We start from the raw sequence: 18,378 nt of genomic DNA, 5'->3' as shown, positions 1-18,378 counted from the left end.
TGGCGGTCCGTCACGGAACGCTTTGGTGGGGTTAAGAGGGGAAGTATGGCAACCATCCTCGTAGTCGATGACGAAATGGGAATCCGGGAACTGCTCTCGGAAATCCTGAGCGACGAAGGCCATGTGGTCGAGGTCGCCGAGAACGCGCAGCAGGCACGCGAGTACCGGGCGGGCACTACCCCTGATCTCGTACTGCTTGATATCTGGATGCCGGATACCGATGGCGTGACGCTGCTCAAGGAGTGGTCCGCGCAAGGCCAGCTGACCATGCCCGTGATCATGATGTCGGGCCATGCCACCATCGACACCGCGGTCGAGGCCACCAAGATCGGCGCCCTGAATTTCCTGGAAAAGCCGATCGCGCTGCAGAAGCTGCTGTCGGCCGTGGAACAGGGCCTGGCCCGCGGCATCGAGCGCCCGCGCGCGGCGGCCGCCGTGGCGCCGGCACCGGCGGTGCCTGCCATCGACGCTGCGCTGGCGCCTGCTGCCACCGAGGCCGGCGGTGAAGCCGCGCCCAATGGCAGCAACGCGGCCCGTCCGCCCGAAGCGGAAATGCATTTCTCGTTCGACATGCCGCTGCGCGAGGCGCGCGACCTGTTCGAGCGCGCCTACTTCGAGTACCACCTGGTGCGCGAACACGGCAGCATGACGCGAGTCGCCGAGAAAACCGGCCTGGAGCGCACGCACCTGTACCGCAAGCTCAAGCAGCTTGGCGTGGAACTGAGCCGCAACAAGCAGGAACCCGCGGAACAGTGATGCAATGAACGCTTGACGGGCACCTGATACGTTGTTATAGTTTCGCTTCTTTGGCCCGGTAGCTCAGTCGGTAGAGCAGAGGATTGAAAATCCTTGTGTCGGCGGTTCGATTCCGTCCCAGGCCACCAGAACATCAGAAGCCCGACTCATCCGAGTCGGGCTTTTTGTTTTGGCGCCGCCGTTTTGGCTCAACCGTTGCGGGACGTTGCTATCCGTCCGTGCGGTACAACCCAGATCTAAAAACTTTTGACTTGGCTGCCGATAGACATATCTTTACGATTGCCTGACGCTGAACAGTAGCCGGTATCGCGCACACAGAATGCGCGGCCGGGTCAGGCTGTTTCTATTTGGGGGGTCAATATGGATACGCTGTCCGAGGCACGAATTGGCTGGCCGCAGGAACCCGACGCCGCCGAGCGCGGCATCTGGAAGAGCACCATGGCCGCGGCCAGCCAGGCGCTGGGCGCAGCAAGGAATGTGCAGCAGGCCATGGCGCAGACGCTGAAGCTGCAGCAGAAGATCCGCGCATTGCGTGATGAACTGCACCACGCCGAGGCCGAGCGCGATGTCTACCGCGAACTGCACGCGCGTACCGTGGATGAACTCCACCAGGCTGTCGATCGGAGCCCCGCCGAAATGAAGCGGCTGCGCGCCGAAGCCGAAACGCTGCAGATCCGCCACCGCGCCTACAAGCTGCTCGTGCAGCATTACATGCGCATCGGCACGCCCATCGATCCCAAACTGTTCGCCGAACAGCGCAGTCGCGTGCAGCAGCACATCCTGTTCCAGCGCCGCCGCGGCATTCCTGTCGCGAAGATCGGCGTGGAGGATATCGCCTTCCTGTTGCGCTGAGCGCGGCGGCAACCGCTGAACCGGGAACGCCTTGCACGCGCGCTGATTCGATACCTGCGGTCTGTTCACAAGATCGCGTGGGCGCATTGACGCCCATGGCCGCGGGCGGAACACTTCGCCTTCCGGCGCGCCATGTTTGGGCGCCAGTTTCGCCCCCGATCGAGGCGTCGTCTCAGGCGACGTTGCGCATCCCGCTGCCACGCTGCTGTCGTCCTCTCTTTCGGCCTGGTGTCCTGTTCCGTGCAGGACATGCCCGCACCCTGGCCAGATATGCCCCTGAAGACCTTGCGCCGCGCGACGCGGCCGCCCCGCATGACCCGACTGTTGATGACCGGCAACCCGGGAGCGCAGCAGTGAGTACGCTTTCGCGCCGGCTGGTGGCAGAGGGACTGGGTACGGCATTGCTGATCGCCGTGGTGGTGGGTTCGGGCATCCGCGCCGAGCGGCTGGCGGACGGAAATATCGGCCTGGCATTGCTGTGCAACGCGCTGGCCACCGGTGCCGGGCTCGTGGCGCTGCTGGTCGCGCTCGGGCCGGTGTCCGGCGGGCACTTCAACCCCGTGGTGAGCCTGTCGGCGCTGGTGCAGGGCACGCTTTCGCCGCTGAACGCACTCAGCTACGCGCTGGCGCAGGTCGGCGGCGGCATTGCCGGCGTGATGGCCGCGCATGCCATGTTCGGCGAACCGGTGCTGGCGTGGTCGGCCCACAGCCGCACGGGCCTGCCGATGTGGTGGAGCGAGTTCGTGGCGACGTTCGGGCTGGTCGGGGTCGGCATCGGCACGCTGCGCAGCCGGCCGGCCCTGGTGCCGTTTGTCGTGGCGGGCTACATCACCGCCGGCTACTGGTTCACGTCATCGACGTCATTCGCCAATCCGGCGCTGACCATTGCCTGCGCCATGACCGACACCTTCACCGGCATCCGTCCCGTCGATGTGCCGGGCTTCGTGCTCGCGCAGATTGCCGGAGGACTGAGCGCTACGCTGCTATTCCACTGGCTGTGCCGCAAGCCGGTCGCGCAAACGGAAGCAGCGGCCGCGGCGCACTGGCGCCAGGGCAAGCCGGCCGTTACCAGCGCCGATTGAGCTGCACGCCGAAGATAGAGCCGCTGTTCTGCATAGCCCAGGCTTCGGCCGGCGGCCTGAAGGCAATGCCATCGACATCGGTAGCGCGGCTGTAGGTATAGAACGCACGCAGGTTCGCATTGCCGGCGGACTTGCCCAGCGTCAGCGTCGGCGCGACGGTCAGCGCGGTGCGCTGGCCGCTGGCGCCGAAACCGGAAGAGATCTGGTCGCGCGCGACTTCGAAGACCAGCTTGAACTGGTCGCTGGCCACATAGGCCGGCCGGATTCGCGTAGCGGCCCATTGCAGCGTGCCGACCGGCGAACGGTCGAACTGCATGCTCGATTCGACCGAGCCGCCGAGCCCGGACTTGCCCTTCCATTCGAGCGATTCCGCGACACGCACGCGCGACAGGGATGGCCCCATGCCCGTGTAGCCCGCCATGGCGCTGCGCGCGCCGGAACCGAACTGCAAGCCGACACGGTTGGTTCCCGCCAGCACGCCTTTCTGCTCATGCATCGCCGACGCCCACCAGGCGCTGCCCGAATCGGCGGCCAGCGATTGGGTCTCGACACGGGTGAAGCCGAGCTGCACCGAGCCCTGCGGATTGGTCGAGATCGGCGCCGTGCGCAGCGAGTGGTAGCTCGGCAGGTTCTGCCCGTTCTGGTCGTTGCGGGCGGTGTACTGGTAGTTCAGGCCGATGTCGCCAAGTACGCGCGCATTGTCCACGCCGAAGCGCATGGCCGCGGAATTGGGCGGCAGCAGGCCGGACGACATCAGCAACGGGTCGCCGTCGCGGCGGCCCGCCCACATGGTGGCGCCGTCCAGCACCGACAGGCCATTCACGGCCGTATAGAACTGCGGCACCAGCGCGTAGGGATCGACCGCCGCGGGCCGGCCGTTGATGGACGTGGCGTCGGTGCCGCGGGCCTGGGCGATCAGCATGACCTGGGCACCGCCATCGAGGTCGAGCACCGACTCGCGGATCTTGACTTCGCCCGAGCTGCGGCAGGCCAGGCCGTGGCCGATGCCCGTGGACAAGGCGCCGCCGGCACAGGCGCGCATGGTGGCGTCGCGCTCTTCGGCGGCGGCACGACCGCTGTAGCTGAGGCGCCAGACCGAGTCCACCGCGGCATCATCGGCGGGGAGCTGCGAGCGCAGGACCGGCGGCGCGTCGCTCGGCGTGGCATCGCCACTTTCGCCTTGCGCGGGCGGTTCGGCCACGAAGTGCCCGAGCCTTGCGGGAAACAGCACCACGGGAGCGGGCGCCGGGGCGGCGGAATCGGGCGGACCGACGAAGTCGTCAGACGGCGCAGCGGCTTCTGCCGCCGGTACGTCGGCGGCTGGCGGCGTAGCGGGCTGACGCGCAGCCTCGGGCGCCTGTTCGCCGGCGATCAATGCGCCGAGCGGGTCATCGGCTGGCGTGGCCATGGCCACCACGGTCGGAACGGGTCGCGCTTCCTGTATGCGTGGCGGGGCCAGGGACTGAATGTTCTGCGGCGTCTGCGCGCACGCGGTCATCCCCCAGGCAGCCAGTACGGCAACACTCAGGCGGCGGCGGGGAAAACGGCGGCAGGAGGCAGCAAGAAATTCGGACAACATGCAACGAGCGGACCGGAACCACGGACCACCGGTACGGGGTCCTTTTTTTAACAGTCGCACGATTTGACTGCAAGCCGGGTTACAAAATCCATCGCAACGTTGGCCTTCTCACAATACGAAAAGCCAGTGCTGCGGCACGCCTTTGCGCGAGTTGTCCCCACTGTGGACAAGCGCAACAGGACTAGCGAAAACCCGGACACCCGCAGGGCTCCGTGCCGAAAAAGGCACCGCTATAATCGGTGGGCTTGGTGCGACACGCATTCTCGTGTCCGGGTAGCTCCAACGTAAGGAGCATCGACCTTTGTCGAGACAAGGGAAGGGCCTCGGCCTGAACCGTCCAATCTCGACCAATTACTTGCTTAGACGAACCCGGCCGAACAGCTAGGGGGAGTCCGATGTGTTGTGAGGAAGCCAGAGTATCGGCGCCTTACAGCTTGCTTTTGCTGGATGGATTTCCAGCCATTGCCCAAGGGCGGGGACGCTCGCCTTTGGGCGAGTTCTCTGTACGCACTCTCCCCGGAGGGTGTCTGCGGTTAGACAGCGGAGTTTCCGTTGTATCGCCGCAACATAGCATTCAAACCGTTCTGGATGGAACGGCGCTACGTTCTTTGGGACGACATCGAGGCTCGCAAGAGCGTTCGATGCCGTCAAGCGCTCGCTGGTAAGGGAGCACGACTGTAAGTAGGTGAGGTCCCGGAGCGGTAGCTCTGTGCATTATGGTTCGGTCGGAAATGTCCGAAAGGGCGTGACGATAGAGAACCTGCTATGCGACTAGCAGTAGCCTAGGGGGACATGCGTCACTGGTAACGGTGGGGTGTGAAGCTCTCCTGACAATGCGGCCCCCGAAAGGGTGCCATCAGGTCGTGAGACAGGATGGTGGAGGCTCCGAGCAGCAACGGGGTCGAGGCGCTAGGCTGACTGGTATGGGTAACGTAAGTGAACTGCTGATAAACGTCGTAACGATTGAGATGCCAAAGCTGCTGTTAGGCATTAACCAAACGGTGTGTGGTCGGTTGTCCCACTCAAGCCTTGGGACACGTCGCCACGATGACCACCGGCGGAAAGGCAGACCCTAACCCAGTCGTGTAATGCGCAGGGAACGTGGTAAGCCCGTATGGCTGCCGGAGCGCAGTTTGGCTCAGGCAGGCGAACCGCAAGGAACGCTGTTGGCTGTGCGGGTATGGGAGGTTGGAAAAAGCGAACGCCGGGCTGTAATGGTCTGGATAGGGATTGAGACATCATCCCACGCGAAAGCGGGCAGACTTCCAACTGGTCAATCGTCGCAGGACGGCTGACTGATCTCGCTTGTTTAAATTTTCTTCCCTTGAGGGGCAACACGTCCCTCAAGGGGCGTGCTGTCTCTTGATGTTGGGGAAGATCCTCAAGATAGGAGAGCAGCATGGAAGCATTGATCCGCAAGGATGAATCTGCGCTCTCCGGCGTGCCGCAAACCTGGGGCGCCATTAATTGGCGCCGCGTGGAGCGGAACGTTCGAGATATGCAGATTCGAATTGCGAAGGCGACACAGGAAGGGGACTGGCGTAGGGTGAAAGCCCTGCAACGGTCTCTGACCCGCTCGTTCTCCGCCAAAGCACTGGCGGTACGACGAGTGACGATGAACCAAGGTGAGCGAACGGCAGGCGTCGATCGCGAAAAGTGGAAAACGCCTGAAGTCCGGTGGGAAGCCATTGGGCGGTTGAAGCGCCGGGGGTACAGACCTCTGCCATTACGGAGGGTCTTCATCCCCAAGGCCAATGGGAAGGAGCGCCCTCTGGGCATTCCAACCATGTTGGACCGAGCCATGCAAGCGTTGTATCTGCTGGCGTTGGAACCGGTGTCCGAAGGAACGAGCGATCCGAACTCTTATGGATTCAGGATCAACCGATCCACGGCGGATGCCATGTCCCAGCTGTTTGTTTCCTTATCCCAGAAGGCCTCGGCTCAATGGGTGCTGGAAGCAGACATCAAAGGATGCTTCGACCATATCAGTCACGACTGGCTGGAGCGCAATGTCCCAATGGACAAAGCAATCCTTCGGAAGTGGTTGAAGGCTGGCGTGGTATTTCAAGGCCAGTTTCAGGCAACCGAAGCCGGAACGCCGCAGGGAGGCATCATTTCCCCGACTCTGGCAAATGTGGCGCTGAACGGCTTGGAAACGCAACTGACCCAGTTCCTCGGAACGAAGTTGGGAGTGACCAAGGCGAAAAGGCTCAAAGTGAATGTTGTGCGTTACGCGGACGACTTCGTGATCACCGGTGATACGCCGGAGGTCCTAGAAAGCGAAGTGAAGCCGTGGGTAGAACAGTTCCTCGCTGTACGGGGGCTATCGCTATCGACGGAGAAAACGCGGATCGTCAGCATCGCGGACGGCTTTGACTTCCTAGGGTGGAATTTCCGTAAGTACTCGGGAACACTGCTCATCAAGCCAAGCAAGAAAAACGCGCAAGCGTTCTATCGCAAGGTGAAGGCGGTCATCAGCACCAACAAGACGGTGGAGCAGTCGGTTCTAATTCGACTGTTAAACCCGATGCTGCGGGGCTGGGCACAGTATCACAGTCCCGTGGTTGCTAAATCGGCGTTCGCCCGCATGGAGCATGAAGTATTTATTGCTTTACGGCGGTGGGCAAAGCGGCGACATCCACATAAGTCGGCCGAATGGGTGCGGAGGAAGTATTTCGCAACCGTCGGCGAACGAAACTGGGTGTTCGGAACCAAGTTCGTGAGCGGCAACGGCAGTGTAGGCTGGACAGAACTGTACTCGCTTGCGGGTACGACTATCCGGCGGCACAAGAAGATTCGGGGGGATTACAATCCCTTCGATCCTACGCAGGAACGGTACGGCGAAAAGCTGCGACAGGAGCGAATGTTGGAAAACATGGCGCACCGTAAGCAGTGGATCAAACTGTATCTATCCCAGCAAGGCTTGTGCGCGGTGTGTCAGTGCAAGATAACCAAGGAAACAGGATGGGAAGATCATCACATCGAACCTCGCATACGCGGGGGCTCCGATGCTCTAGGGAATCGCGTGCTGCTGCATCCGAACTGTCACATGCAAGTGCACCACCATGGCAGAACTGTTGTGAAACCGGTGTCCGAAGTGACATTTAGTTGAGGCCCGAGCCGTATGCGGGGAAACTCGCACGTACGGTTCCTAGGGGGGGACAGGTCAGTAATGACTTCGTCCCTACCCTACTCTTTCGGGTAAGACAGCCGCGGCCTGTTACGAACGGGTGCCTCCATGGCGGTTGTGCAAGGTCACCTATCGTCCCGGCATTGCAAGGGTTCCCGTCCGTAACAGGCACAGCGTTGCGCCCGCGGCACCATCCCGGCCATGGGCGCGTCACGGTCCGGCGCAAGGCGCGATGACACGATCGGCGTCCCAGGCCCGCATCCGCACCAATATCTATAAAAGAGGAGAAGTTAATGCAGCGTCGTTCCTTCCTGTTGAAAGCGTCGGCCGTGGCCGCAACCGGGGCACTTGCCGCATGCGGCAAGGATGAAAAGGCCGCAGCGCCGGCCGCAAGCGCCCCAGCCGCCCCGGCCGTCGTCGGCAGCAACCCTGCCGTGGAATGGCGCCTTGCATCGAGCTTCCCCAAGTCGCTGGACACCATCTTCGGCACCGCCGAACTGCTGTCGACCCGCGTCAAGGAACTGACCGATGGCAAGTTCAACATCAAGGTCTTTGCCGCCGGCGAAATCGTGCCGGGCCTCCAAGTCCTGGATTCGGTGCAGAACAACACCGTGCAGATCGGCCATACCGCCGGCTACTACTACTTCGGCAAGAACCCGACGCTGTGCTTTGATACCACCGTCCCGTTCGGCCTGACCGCGCGCCAGCAGAATGCGTGGATGCTGCAAGGCAACGGCATGAAGCTGATGCGCGAGTTCTTCAAGGAATACAACGTCGTCAACTTCCTGGGCGGCAACACCAACGCGCAGATGGGCGGCTGGTTCCGCAAGGAAATCAAGACCGTGGCCGACCTGCAGGGCCTGAAGTACCGCATTGCCGGCTTTGCCGGCGTGGTGCTGTCGCGCCTGGGCGTGGTACCGCAGCAGATCGCCGGCGGCGACATCTACCCGGCGCTGGAAAAGGGCACCATCGACGCGGCCGAGTGGGTAGGCCCGTACGATGACGAGAAGCTCGGCTTCTACAAGGTGGCCCCGTACTACTACTATCCGGGCTGGTGGGAAGGCAGCGCGCAGCTGTCGTTTTACGCCTCGGCCAGCGAATTTGAAAAGCTGCCGGCGCTGTACAAGCGCGCGCTGGAAACCGCCACCATCGAAGCCCACACCATGATGATGGCCAAGTACGACACGGTCAACCCGCAGGCGCTGGCCCGCCTGCTGGAAAACGGCGTGAAGCTGCGCCCGTTCTCCAAGGAAATCATGGAAGCCTGCTTCAAGGCCACCCAGGAAGCCTACGCCGACGAAGTCGCCAAGAATCCGTCGTTCAAGAAGATCTACGACGACTGGCGCGTGTTCCGCAACAACGAGGCCGCCTGGTTCAACGTGGCCGAGCAGGCATTCGCGCAGTTCAGCTACGCGCGCAAGCTGTAATTTCGCCACGCGGGGGCAGGCTGCCCCCTCGGCGCAAACCCCGTGTTCCCGTGAGGGCACGGGGTTTTTGTTTTACGTGAGTGCAATGCCTGGGCCTGCAGCGGGCTCCGGCAATAAAACACCCCCGCCGGTAGAATCGCGCGCAGATCTATCGGAATTCCCCCATGCAACTCGGCATCCTTTACGCACTCCTGGCCTACACCATCTGGGGGCTGCTCCCGCTCTACATCAAGTCGCTGCCCGGCATCGCACCGGCCGAAATCCTGCTGCACCGGATGGTCTGGTCGCTGGTGTTCCTGGCCGTCGTCCTGGCCGCCCGGCGCCAGTGGGCCTGGCTGGGCAAGGTGGCCACGGACCGGCGCCTGATCCTGTCCTTTGCCGCGAGCGCCGCGCTGCTGTGCGGCAACTGGTTCATCTATATCTGGGCCGTATCCGCCAATCGGGTGGTCGATGCCAGCCTGGGCTATTTCATCAACCCGCTGTTCAGCGTGCTGCTGGGCGTGGTGTTCCTGCACGAGCGGCTGCGGCCGGGGCAATGGCTGTCGATCGCGGTGGCGGCGGCAGGGGTCGCCTGGCTGACCGTGGCATCGGGCCAGCTGCCGTGGATTGCCCTGGCGCTGGCGGCCACCTTCGGCGGCTATGGGCTGCTGCGCAAGACGGGAGCCCTTGGGGCGCTGGAAGGGCTGTCTCTCGAGACCCTGCTGCTGTTCCCGCTGGCCGCCGCGGCACTGGCCTACCTATTTGCAACCGGCCAGGACAGCTTCCGGCACGCAGCACCAGGTACGCAATTCCTGCTGTTGATGGCGGGGCCGATCACCGCCGTGCCGCTGCTGTTCTTTGCCGCCGGCGCCCGCCGTATCCCGCTGTCCCTGCTTGGCCTGCTCCAGTACACGGGCCCGACGCTGCAGCTGCTGCTTGGCGTCTGGCTATGGCATGAGCCGTTCCCGCCGCAGAAGCAGCTGGGTTATGCGCTGATCTGGGTGTCCCTGGCCTTGTACGCGGCCGAAGGGATTTGGGTCAGTACCCGGCAGAAGCCGGAATCCATTAGCGCAAACGATGAGGCCGTCAATAATTAGCCAGGCTTTATTCATTAGGTCGATGAAATTGAGCGCACGAACGCAGAATCGGGGTTTATCTTCATCAACCGGATTAATCATCCACGGAAAAATTTTTCTATTCTCATAAATAGCATCGATGGATAGGGGCGTCCCCCATCCCCTATCCCTGTACCGCATGCCCGCGACCCCGTCCCCGCCCAGCGAACCGGCCATCCAGCGCAAGATCATCCATTGCGACTGCGACTGCTTTTACGCGTCGGTCGAAATGCGCGACGACCCGTCGCTGCGCGGCCGGCCCATGGCTGTCGGGGGAGCCGCGGACCGGCGCGGCGTGATCGCTACCTGCAACTACGAGGCGCGCGCGTTCGGCGTGCGCTCGGCCATGTCGTCGGCGCAGGCCCTGCGGCGCTGTCCGGACCTGCTGATCGTGCGCCCGGCCATGGACAAGTACCGCGAAGTCTCGCGCCGGATCTTTGCGATCTACCGCGAGTACACGGCCCTGGTCGAACCGCTGTCGCTGGACGAGGCTTATCTCGATGTGAGCGAGTGTCCGCACCATGGCGGCAGCGCCACGCGCATTGCCGAGGAAATCCGGCGCCGGGTGCGGGAGGAGGTGGGTGTCACGGTATCGGCAGGGGTCGGACCGAACAAGTTCGTCGCCAAGATCGCGAGCGACTGGAACAAGCCCGACGGGCTGTTCGTGGTGCGGCCGGCGGCAGTGGATGCCTTTATCGCCGTGCTGCCGGTCGGACGCATCCATGGTGTGGGCACGGTCACCGCGGCCAAGCTCAAACGCCTTGGCGCCGAGACCTGTGGCGATCTGCGGGACTGGCCGGCGGACCGGCTGCATCGCGAGTTTGGCCGCTTCGGCGCACGGCTCTACAACCTGTGTCGAGGCGTCGATCCCCGCACGGTATCGCCCGAGCGCGAACGCAAGTCGATCAGTGTCGAGGAGACCTATGCAGACGACCTGCCGGACCTGCAGGCCTGCCTGGCGGAACTGGAACCGCTGGTCGCCATGCTGGAGGTCCGCATTGCGCGCGCGCAGGCGCATGACACCATCGACAAGCTCACCGTGAAGCTGCGTTTCTCGGACTTCCGCCAGACCACCGTGGAATGCCGTGGCCATGCGCCCGACCGCGGCACCTACGCCCGCCTGCTAGCCGAGGGCCACGCGCGGCGCGGACTGCCGGTGCGATTGCTCGGTGTCGGTGTCGGGACCAGTGACCGCGATACGGCGCAACTCGAACTGTTTCCCTGAGTCATATTCACCCGATAAATCAATATCGCATAAAAATCCGCTAGTTGATTTTTCGCATAAATAATCTACTGCAGATCGTTGCGCATGATCAGCAGCCAGGGCATGTGGGAGTTCGTGACGCCATCGAGCCTGCCCGAATCCCCCAACTCGATCTCCTCCATCGACACAGACTGCTGGACGTTGCCGCCAATGGCCTTCACCAGGCGCGCGGCGGGATCCACCGACACCACGATGTCGCAATGCATGGGCGTCGTGCCAAAGCCGATACCGGCGATGTCCTCGAGGTATCTTTCGCGGCCGCGCGGCGCACAGATGATGTCGCCCGTCCGTGGCAGCGCAGGAACGGGTTCGAGATGAAAGGCGGGCCGGGGCAGGATCCCGTCGCGCGCATCCACGACATACATGGAATGTGACTGGCCGGTCAGGAACTGGCGCTCGTCGAGTCCGGCCTTGCGCAGGACCCAGGAAATGAATACCGCCGACCAGGCCCAGGACGGCTGCGTGACCTGCGTGCAACGGGGCACCTGGCCCACGATGCCCCAATAGCGCCGCGCCATCTGGCAGCCCAGTGGCGTGGCTTCCATGCCGGTGCCGTCGGGGAACGAGACACAGCCGGACTCGGCGCCATCGGCATCCGTTTCCTGGTCGGCGGAGCCTTGGGCAGGCGCGCCGGCATCTGCCGAAAGCGGCTCCTCATCCGGCTGCGGCGCCGGCAGGGGACTGAACGTCACGCAGGCGGTATCGTCGCGGCCCAGGCGCACGGTCTGCGAGCCCCAGCGCCGCCATTCCTGTATGGCGATTTCCACGATGCGTTCGCGCGTGGTTGCGCCCGGCGTGGTCGCGGGACGTTCCATGTCGGGGAGCGGAGCCGCCTGCGGGCGCGCCGGTTCGCTCACCGTGCTGCAGCCTGCGAGGCATGCCAGGGCCACGGCGGCGCACAGGACCCAACCCCGGGCCTGTGGAAAAACCTGTGGAATCCACTGTGGAGAGCGCTGTGAATAACGCTGTGGAAATATGGCCTGGTCCGAACTGGGAAGCATGTGGCCCCCAATGATGTGCCGCACACGCTGCGGCCTTGATCAAGCGCGCCTGAACGGCAGTTTGCCAGTCTGGCCGGCCAGCCGCGGGATGGGCCGGTCCGGGGTGCAGCGGTCGCTGCAGAAGTATCTTGCCAGTGCTGTGGATAACGTTTCCCCGCCCGGCGCGCACCAGCGCCCTCGGGCGACACGGTGGCGGCATGGCGGGGTCATGCAAAGCCGGGGTGCCGCAGTGGCCCGCCAGGCTTTCCGGGCTTACTGATTGACGGCGTCCTTGAACTTCTGGCCAGCCTTGAACTTCACCGTCTTGGCTGCTTCCACCTTGATTTCTTCGCCGGTGCGCGGGTTGCGGGCCATGCGCTCGCCGCGCTCGCCCTTGCTGAACGTGCCAAAGCCGACCAGGCTCAGCGTATCGCCCTTGGCAACGGCGTCCATGATGGCCGACAGGGTCACGTTCAGTGCCTGCTCGGCCTTTGCCTTGGTCAGACCGTCCACGCCAGACGCGATAGCGTCGATCAGTTCGGTTTTCGTCATGCTTCACTCCGTATCGAGTTGATAAAACACAGACGTCCAGACACGGTCCGCCCACGGTTGGGCCGGACCGGCAAAGACGTCGCGGGCCACATGATACCGTGCCGGACAAGGCGCACCGGATGAAGATTGTTACGAGCACCTTTCCGGAAAGCGGCTTCGGGCCGTGATTCGGCTGCCGCCGGACCATTCGGCGAGCCCGGAAGCGCGCACGGGGAGTGATGTTTACGCCCTCCGGCCCCTGAAGCGCCTTCAGGACTCCTCTGACCGCGTATACGCCCTTTACAGCCTTACGACCTCTATCGGGTGGAGGAGTGCCCTCCGTAGCGCCTGAAGGGCTCCTGGAGGCTTTCCAGAGCCTGCTACAGCATGGCTGGCCATCCACAGCCCACTTTCGACCGACTATTCCAACCCAGCCCATGCACTATGTTGCATAGCAAGCATTCTTCTTTGGGCGGCATTCGCGCGGTGAATGATGTTGGGCGGCGTATACGTCGGTCCGCGTATACGGCCTCTGGCAATCGCATGGGACTGCTGGAGCGTATACGCGCTGTGCCGGGTTTACGTTCGCGAACTCCCCCCAATTTCGTGCCTCGGCTGAAGGTGGCCACTGGGTTTACATCTTTCTTTTCATGTATACAAATAGTGGTAGTAGGTAAACACCGGTTATTTCTGTGGATAAGCTGGTAAACGCCAAGCTGATCAAAGGTTTACATAAACCAGAACCACAGGGACGCAGTGTTGGCGGGCGTGGATGACTCGGGGGTCTGTGCGGGGGTGCCTGTGTCGAGGGTCTGACTTGTTCCTGTCGCGTCCCCAGGCCAACCCCAGGCGGCCCACACGCAATCCGGCTGCTTATCCACAGAAACGGGCGGCCTTATCCACATTCCAGTGGCTGCGCATACGGTCCTGCCAGATCGATGACCTGCCCCTTCAGTAGTGATTCGGCGTATACGTGGCGCCAGCCATGAGGCTTGCGTATACGGTCCCCGGGCGCCCCGGTATCATCCCGATCGCGTCGGCGCGACCCGCGCCTGCAACGCAATGGAAAGCGAACAGCACGGGAAGGCAAATGGCGGACAAGGCAAAGCGCAAGGACAGCGTCAAGGAAAGCAAGGCGGGCAAGTCGGCGAGCGACCGCATCGAGGTGCGCCAGTCGGGCGTGCATGGCAAGGGCGTTTACGCGATTGCGCCGATCGCGGAGGGCGAGCGGGTGATCGAGTACAAGGGCGAGCACATTTCCTGGAAGAAGGCCCTGGAACGCCACCCGCACGACCCGAATGATCCCAACCACACGTTCTATTTCAGCCTGGACGACGGCAGCGTGATCGACGCCAAGTTCGGCGGCAACCGCGCGCGCTGGATCAACCATGCCTGCGCCCCGAACTGCGAGGCGCGCGAGAAGAAGGGCCGCGTATTTATCCATGCGCTGCGCGATATTGCCGCGGGCGAAGAGCTTTTCTATGACTACGGGCTGGTAATCGAGGCCCGCTATACGAAGAAGCTGAAGAAGGAATTCGAGTGCCGCTGCGGCAGTGCGGAGTGCCGCGGCACCATGCTGGCGCCCAAGGGCAAGAAGTCGGGCGGCAAGTAAGCGACGCTACGCCGTACTCCGCATCAGGCGGCCACCCCGGCCGCCTCGCACGGGATGCGGATCACGAAGCGCATGGTCGGGCGCCGTTCGCAGCCGGCACCCGGTTCCGCGGACGCGGAGGCCTCGGCTGGCACGTCCTCGATGCGGATGGTGCCGTGGTGCAGGCCGATGATTTCATGCACGATCGCGAGCCCCAGCCCGGCGCCGGCAGTCTGTGCCGCCGGAGCCTGATCGCCCTGGCGGTCGCCACGGAAGAAGCGCTTGAAGACCTCTTCGCGCCGCTGCGGGGCGATGCCGGGGCCATTGTCTTCCACCATCACCACCGCCATGCCGCGGTTGCCGAGTGCCTCGCCGCCCGCGCGCACCGTGATGCGCCCGCCCGGGGGCACGTACTTCACGGCGTTGTCGATCAGGTTGGACAGCGCTTCGCGCATCAGCAGCCGGTTGCCGCGGACCATGGCCGGCGAGCTGCCGGTAAAGGTCGGGCCGGGCAGGACCTCGAAGCCCAGGTCCAGGTGGCGCGCCAGCGCCTGGGGCACCCATTCCGCGCCGGTCTCGAAGGCCAGCTCGGCCAGGTCGAAATACTCCACCGGACCCAGCCGCTCCAGCGACAGCCCGGGCTCCGCGCGGGCCAGCGACAGCAGCTGGTTGGACAGGCGCACGGCGCGGTCGGAGGCGGTCTGCAGCTCGCGCAGCGCATGGCGGGCCACTTCGAGCGAATCGGCCTCCATGGCCCGGTCAGCGTGCAGCTTCACGGCTGTCAGCGGCGTGCGCAGCTGGTGCGCGGCATCGGCAATGAACTTGCGCTGGGCGTCCAGCGCATCCCGCAGCCGCGACAGCAGTGCATTCAGGCCGCGGATCAGCGGCGCCACCTCGGCCGGCACCTGGGTTTCGTCGAGTGCGGCCAGCGAGCGCGCAGTCTGGCGGTTCAGCTTGTCGGTCAGGATCTGCAGCGGCACCAGCTCTTCCTTGAGCACGTGCGAGAGGATCAGGCTGCCCACCAGCAGCAGCAGGATCAGCGGCACCGACACCGATAGCAGGATCTCGTTGGCCGCGGTCTCGCGCCGGTCCAGCAGTTCCGCCACCTCCACCACGATGGGGCCGCGCGCCAGCTTGCCGTCTTCGCTGGTGCCGAGTTCGTCGGTGGCGGCGCTCGGCAGCATGACCGGAAGCCGGACCGCGCGTACCTGGCGGCCGCTGAACCAGGCATAGAACAGGCGTGCGTCATGCAGCGTGGTCTGGCCGGTGCCATAGCCGAGCCACGTGTCCATGCCGCCGATCAGGCCGTCCGGGCCATGGATGCGCCAGTAGATGCGGTCGGTGCCCTCGGCCTCGACCAGCGTCTGGGCGATCATCGGGATGTCCTGCTCCAGCCGCGGCCCGGCAATGCGGATCTGCTGCGCGATGCTATTGGCCACGCCATACAGCGCGCGGTCGAATACCTGCGTGGTGTAGTGCGCGGCCAGCCAGTAGGAGAGCGAGCCGCTGACCAGCACCAGCGCGAACAGCGGCGTGGCCAGCGCGCGCAGCAGGTGTACGCGCAGGCTGGCGTTGACCGCCACGCGCGGCGCCTGGCCCATGCCGCGGCGGGCCGGTGGCGACACCGGCTGAGTACCGGGATCGGCGGCGGAGCGGGAACTACGGGAGCGCGGCCACATGGGGCGGGGAGCTTTCAGTCAGCTGGCCGGCGCGGTGCCGGCCAGCGCCACGGGCGCGCGTTCATTGGCCGACGCGGACCTGCAGCAGGTAGCCGAAGCCGCGCACCGTCACGATCTCGACGTCGCTTTCCTCGAGCTTCTTGCGCACGCGGTGCACATAGACTTCGATGGCGGTGTCGCCAACGGTGTCGCCGCCTTCGCCGGCCGGATGCGCGAAGGTCGCCAGGTGGTCCTGCAGCTGGGCCTTGCTGACCACGCGGCCCTGGCGCTGCAGCAGCAGTTCCAGCACCGCGAACTCGCGCGGCGACAGTTCCAGCGGCTTGCCGTCGATGAACATGCGGCGGTCGTTGCCGGACAGGCGCAGGCGGCCCAGGCGCACGTCGCGGTCGGGCACGGCTTCGCCATGCTGGCTGCGGCGCAGCAGCACGCGCACGCGCGCCTCCAGCTCGGGCAGGGCAAAGGGTTTGACGAGATAGTCGTCGGCACCGGCGTTCAGGCCGGACAGCTTGTCTTCGAGCTCGTCGCGCGCGGTCAGGATGATGACGGGGGTGGTGCGGTTGCGGGCACGGTAGCGCGCCAGCAGCGTCATGCCGTCGATGCCGGGCAGCCCCAGGTCGAGGATGACCAGGTCGTGCTGATCGCGCAGCAGGTGTTCGGTGGCGTAGACGCCGTCATGGACCACGCGCACCTGGTGGCCGGCACGTGTCAGGCCGGCTTCGACGCCGCTGGCGATCTGGCGGTCGTCTTCGATCAGCAGGATACGCATGGCGGCAGTTGGGGCAGGGCGTCGGGCATGGCTGGATCAGCCGGAAAGGAAGACAGGATGCGGCAGGCGCGGCGTGGCGTGCACGCGAATACCGCGATGCGCAGATTGTACAGGCCAGGGCCCTTGTCTTCCTTTCGGTTTGCCTTCAGTACGCGGCCTGCGTGCCGCCAGGGCGACCGTGCGTGTCTTAGGCCACCTGCAAGGCCACCTGCAGCGAAGCGGCGGCCTGCTCGATGAAACGGGCCAGGTCGATGTCGCGCTGGGTCAGGCCGTTGGCGTCGTGCGTGGACAGCGTGATATCCACGCGGTTGTAGACGTTGAACCACTCGGGGTGGTGGTCGGCCTTCTCCGCCTGGATGGCGACGCGCGTCATGAATGCGAACGCCGCATTGAAATCGGGGAAGGTGAAGCGCTTCTGGATGGCGTCGCGGTTGTCGACGTCGGTCCAGCCGGGGAGGTCGGCGAGCAGGGTGGCGCGCACCTGGGGCGATAGGGGTGTCATGATGGGCTCGATCAGGGGAAAGAAAAAACCGGCCCGCCCTGGCGGGCTTGCCGGCATTGTTTCACAAAGCGGAAAACCGTGCGGTCGGCCGCTCCGGGTCAGATATCGTCGCTGTCGCCCCAACCTTCGCGGGTGCCCACGTTGAGCACCTGGTCGCCTTCGGCCACGTCGCCCGCGCCCAGCGTCGGCAGGTTGCGCAGTTCCTGGTACAGCGGCGCAAAGTCCGGCCGGGTCGCGTCGAACAGCTGCTCGAAGTCGTCGATCACGAAGTAGGTCTTCTGGAAGGTGTCGATGCGGTAGCGCGTGCGCATGATGCGGCGCACATCGAAGCCGATGCGGTTGGGGCTGGCCGAATCCAGGCTGTAGATCGACTCGCCCTGGCTGGACAGGATGCCGGCGCCGTAGATGCGCAGGCCTTCGGGCGTGCGGATCAGGCCGAATTCCACCGTGTACCAGTACAGGCGCGCCAGCATGTCGAGCGCGCCCAGGCCAGCCGCCTTGAGACCGCCCTTGCCGTAGGCCTGCATGTAGTCGGCGAAGACCGGGTTGATCAGCAGCGGCACATGGCCGAACACGTCGTGGAAGCAGTCCGGCTCCTGCAGGTAGTCGAGCTGCTCGGGCTTGCGCATCCACCAGCTGGCCGGGAAGCGGCGGTTGGCCAGGTGCTCGAAGAACACCTCGTCGGGCACCAGGCCCGGCACGGCGACCACCTGCCAGCCCGTGGCGCGCATCAGCGTCTCGTTGAGCTGGTCGAATTCCGGCACGCGGTCCTTTTCCATGCCCAGCGTGGCCAGGCCCTGCAGGAATTCATTGCTGACGCGACCGCGCAGCATCGACGCCTGGCGCTCGTAGAGCTTGCGCCAGATGGCGTGGTCGGTGCTGGTATAGCGGTGCACCGGCTGCGCGATGGTGAAGTCCGGGCGCAGTTCCTGGCCGGACAGCAGGCCGGCGTCGAATTGCTCCCTGAGCTTTTCGGTCATGGTGCCCTGGAAGGCACCGTCGAACTGGCCGGAAGCCTCCTGGACTGGGGCGCTGGCGGAAGCGAGCATCGAATTTGTCTCCTGGGTTTGGCGCGGAGCGCCGTGATGCGGTTTATCTGCGTAGTTTAGGCGTGCATTGCCGCAAACTGGCCGCAAAATCGGTCT

General features: G+C 64.4%; 15 protein-coding genes and 1 tRNA gene. 9 read left to right on the top strand and 7 right to left on the bottom strand.

Going from position 1 to position 18,378, the window contains the following annotated elements:
• The first annotated feature begins 45 nt into the window (after window positions 1–45).
• The 4 genes from CupriaWKF_RS17100 (at window position 46) to CupriaWKF_RS17085 (ending at window position 2,690) form a co-directional block, all read left to right on the top strand.
• The gene (locus CupriaWKF_RS17100; RefSeq protein WP_276098970.1) at window positions 46–756 is read left to right on the top strand and encodes a response regulator; all 711 of its coding nucleotides are present in this window, start codon (window positions 46–48) and stop codon (window positions 754–756) included.
• Between the two features lie 52 nt (window positions 757–808).
• Window positions 809–884 (top strand) — tRNA-Phe (locus CupriaWKF_RS17095).
• A gap of 232 nt (window positions 885–1,116) precedes the next feature.
• Entirely contained in the window at window positions 1,117–1,608 is a 492-nt protein-coding gene (locus CupriaWKF_RS17090) for a hypothetical protein (RefSeq protein ID WP_276098969.1), read from the top strand.
• A gap of 353 nt (window positions 1,609–1,961) precedes the next feature.
• Window positions 1,962–2,690 (top strand): MIP/aquaporin family protein, encoded by a 729-nt coding sequence (locus tag CupriaWKF_RS17085; RefSeq protein ID WP_276098968.1) that lies wholly within the window; start codon window positions 1,962–1,964, stop codon window positions 2,688–2,690.
• Here CupriaWKF_RS17085 and CupriaWKF_RS17080 read toward each other — a convergent pair.
• On the bottom strand, window positions 2,674–4,269 hold the full coding sequence (locus CupriaWKF_RS17080) for a carbohydrate porin (protein ID WP_276098967.1): 1,596 nt from the start codon (window positions 4,267–4,269) through the stop codon (window positions 2,674–2,676). The genes CupriaWKF_RS17085 and CupriaWKF_RS17080 overlap by 17 nt on opposite strands.
• Window positions 4,270–5,668: 1,399 nt before the next feature.
• Between CupriaWKF_RS17080 and ltrA the strand changes: the two genes are divergently transcribed.
• The 4 genes from ltrA (at window position 5,669) to dinB (ending at window position 11,145) form a co-directional block, all read left to right on the top strand.
• Window positions 5,669–7,381, top strand: coding sequence for a group II intron reverse transcriptase/maturase (ltrA, locus tag CupriaWKF_RS17075; protein WP_276098966.1), 1,713 nt, complete (start codon window positions 5,669–5,671; stop codon window positions 7,379–7,381).
• A gap of 311 nt (window positions 7,382–7,692) precedes the next feature.
• The gene (locus CupriaWKF_RS17070) at window positions 7,693–8,826 is read left to right on the top strand and encodes a TRAP transporter substrate-binding protein (protein ID WP_276098965.1); all 1,134 of its coding nucleotides are present in this window, start codon (window positions 7,693–7,695) and stop codon (window positions 8,824–8,826) included.
• Window positions 8,827–8,990: 164 nt separating this feature from the next.
• Window positions 8,991–9,902, top strand: a complete 912-nt coding sequence (rarD, locus tag CupriaWKF_RS17065; protein WP_276098964.1) for an EamA family transporter RarD — start codon at window positions 8,991–8,993, stop codon at window positions 9,900–9,902.
• Window positions 9,903–10,059: 157 nt separating this feature from the next.
• A complete protein-coding gene (gene dinB / locus CupriaWKF_RS17060) occupies window positions 10,060–11,145 on the top strand; it encodes a DNA polymerase IV (protein WP_276098963.1) in 1,086 nt (361 codons plus the stop codon).
• A gap of 65 nt (window positions 11,146–11,210) precedes the next feature.
• Here dinB and CupriaWKF_RS17055 read toward each other — a convergent pair whose 3' ends face one another.
• Window positions 11,211–12,185: a DUF2272 domain-containing protein gene (locus CupriaWKF_RS17055; protein WP_276098962.1), complete on the bottom strand. Its 975-nt coding sequence runs from the start codon at window positions 12,183–12,185 to the stop codon at window positions 11,211–11,213.
• A gap of 252 nt (window positions 12,186–12,437) precedes the next feature.
• A complete protein-coding gene (locus CupriaWKF_RS17050) occupies window positions 12,438–12,716 on the bottom strand; it encodes an HU family DNA-binding protein (protein ID WP_211946049.1) in 279 nt (92 codons plus the stop codon).
• 1,069 nt (window positions 12,717–13,785) lie between these two features.
• Here CupriaWKF_RS17050 and CupriaWKF_RS17045 point away from each other — a divergent pair.
• Window positions 13,786–14,307, top strand: coding sequence for an SET domain-containing protein-lysine N-methyltransferase (locus CupriaWKF_RS17045; protein WP_276098961.1), 522 nt, complete (start codon window positions 13,786–13,788; stop codon window positions 14,305–14,307).
• 23 nt (window positions 14,308–14,330) lie between these two features.
• On the opposite strand, the gene CupriaWKF_RS17040 is transcribed toward CupriaWKF_RS17045, so the two are convergent.
• The 4 genes from CupriaWKF_RS17040 to phhA all read right to left on the bottom strand — a co-directional run bounded on the left by CupriaWKF_RS17040 (window position 14,331) and on the right by phhA (window position 18,282).
• Window positions 14,331–15,965: a sensor histidine kinase gene (locus CupriaWKF_RS17040; RefSeq protein WP_276098960.1), complete on the bottom strand. Its 1,635-nt coding sequence runs from the start codon at window positions 15,963–15,965 to the stop codon at window positions 14,331–14,333.
• Window positions 15,966–16,026: 61 nt separating this feature from the next.
• On the bottom strand, window positions 16,027–16,731 hold the full coding sequence (locus CupriaWKF_RS17035; RefSeq protein WP_276098959.1) for a response regulator transcription factor: 705 nt from the start codon (window positions 16,729–16,731) through the stop codon (window positions 16,027–16,029).
• A gap of 187 nt (window positions 16,732–16,918) precedes the next feature.
• Window positions 16,919–17,233 carry a 4a-hydroxytetrahydrobiopterin dehydratase gene (locus CupriaWKF_RS17030; protein ID WP_276098958.1) on the bottom strand — a complete coding sequence of 105 codons (315 nt, stop codon included), beginning with the start codon at window positions 17,231–17,233 and terminating at the stop codon, window positions 16,919–16,921.
• Window positions 17,234–17,331: 98 nt separating this feature from the next.
• Window positions 17,332–18,282, bottom strand: a complete 951-nt coding sequence (gene phhA, locus CupriaWKF_RS17025; protein ID WP_276098957.1) for a phenylalanine 4-monooxygenase — start codon at window positions 18,280–18,282, stop codon at window positions 17,332–17,334.
• Between the last annotated feature and the right edge of the window lie 96 nt (window positions 18,283–18,378).

The organism is Cupriavidus sp. WKF15, from assembly GCF_029278605.1.
Classification (GTDB): Bacteria; Pseudomonadota; Gammaproteobacteria; order Burkholderiales; family Burkholderiaceae; genus Cupriavidus.
The sequence above is the reverse complement of the archived record's forward strand: the minus strand, read 5'-3'. Positions and strand labels throughout refer to the sequence as shown.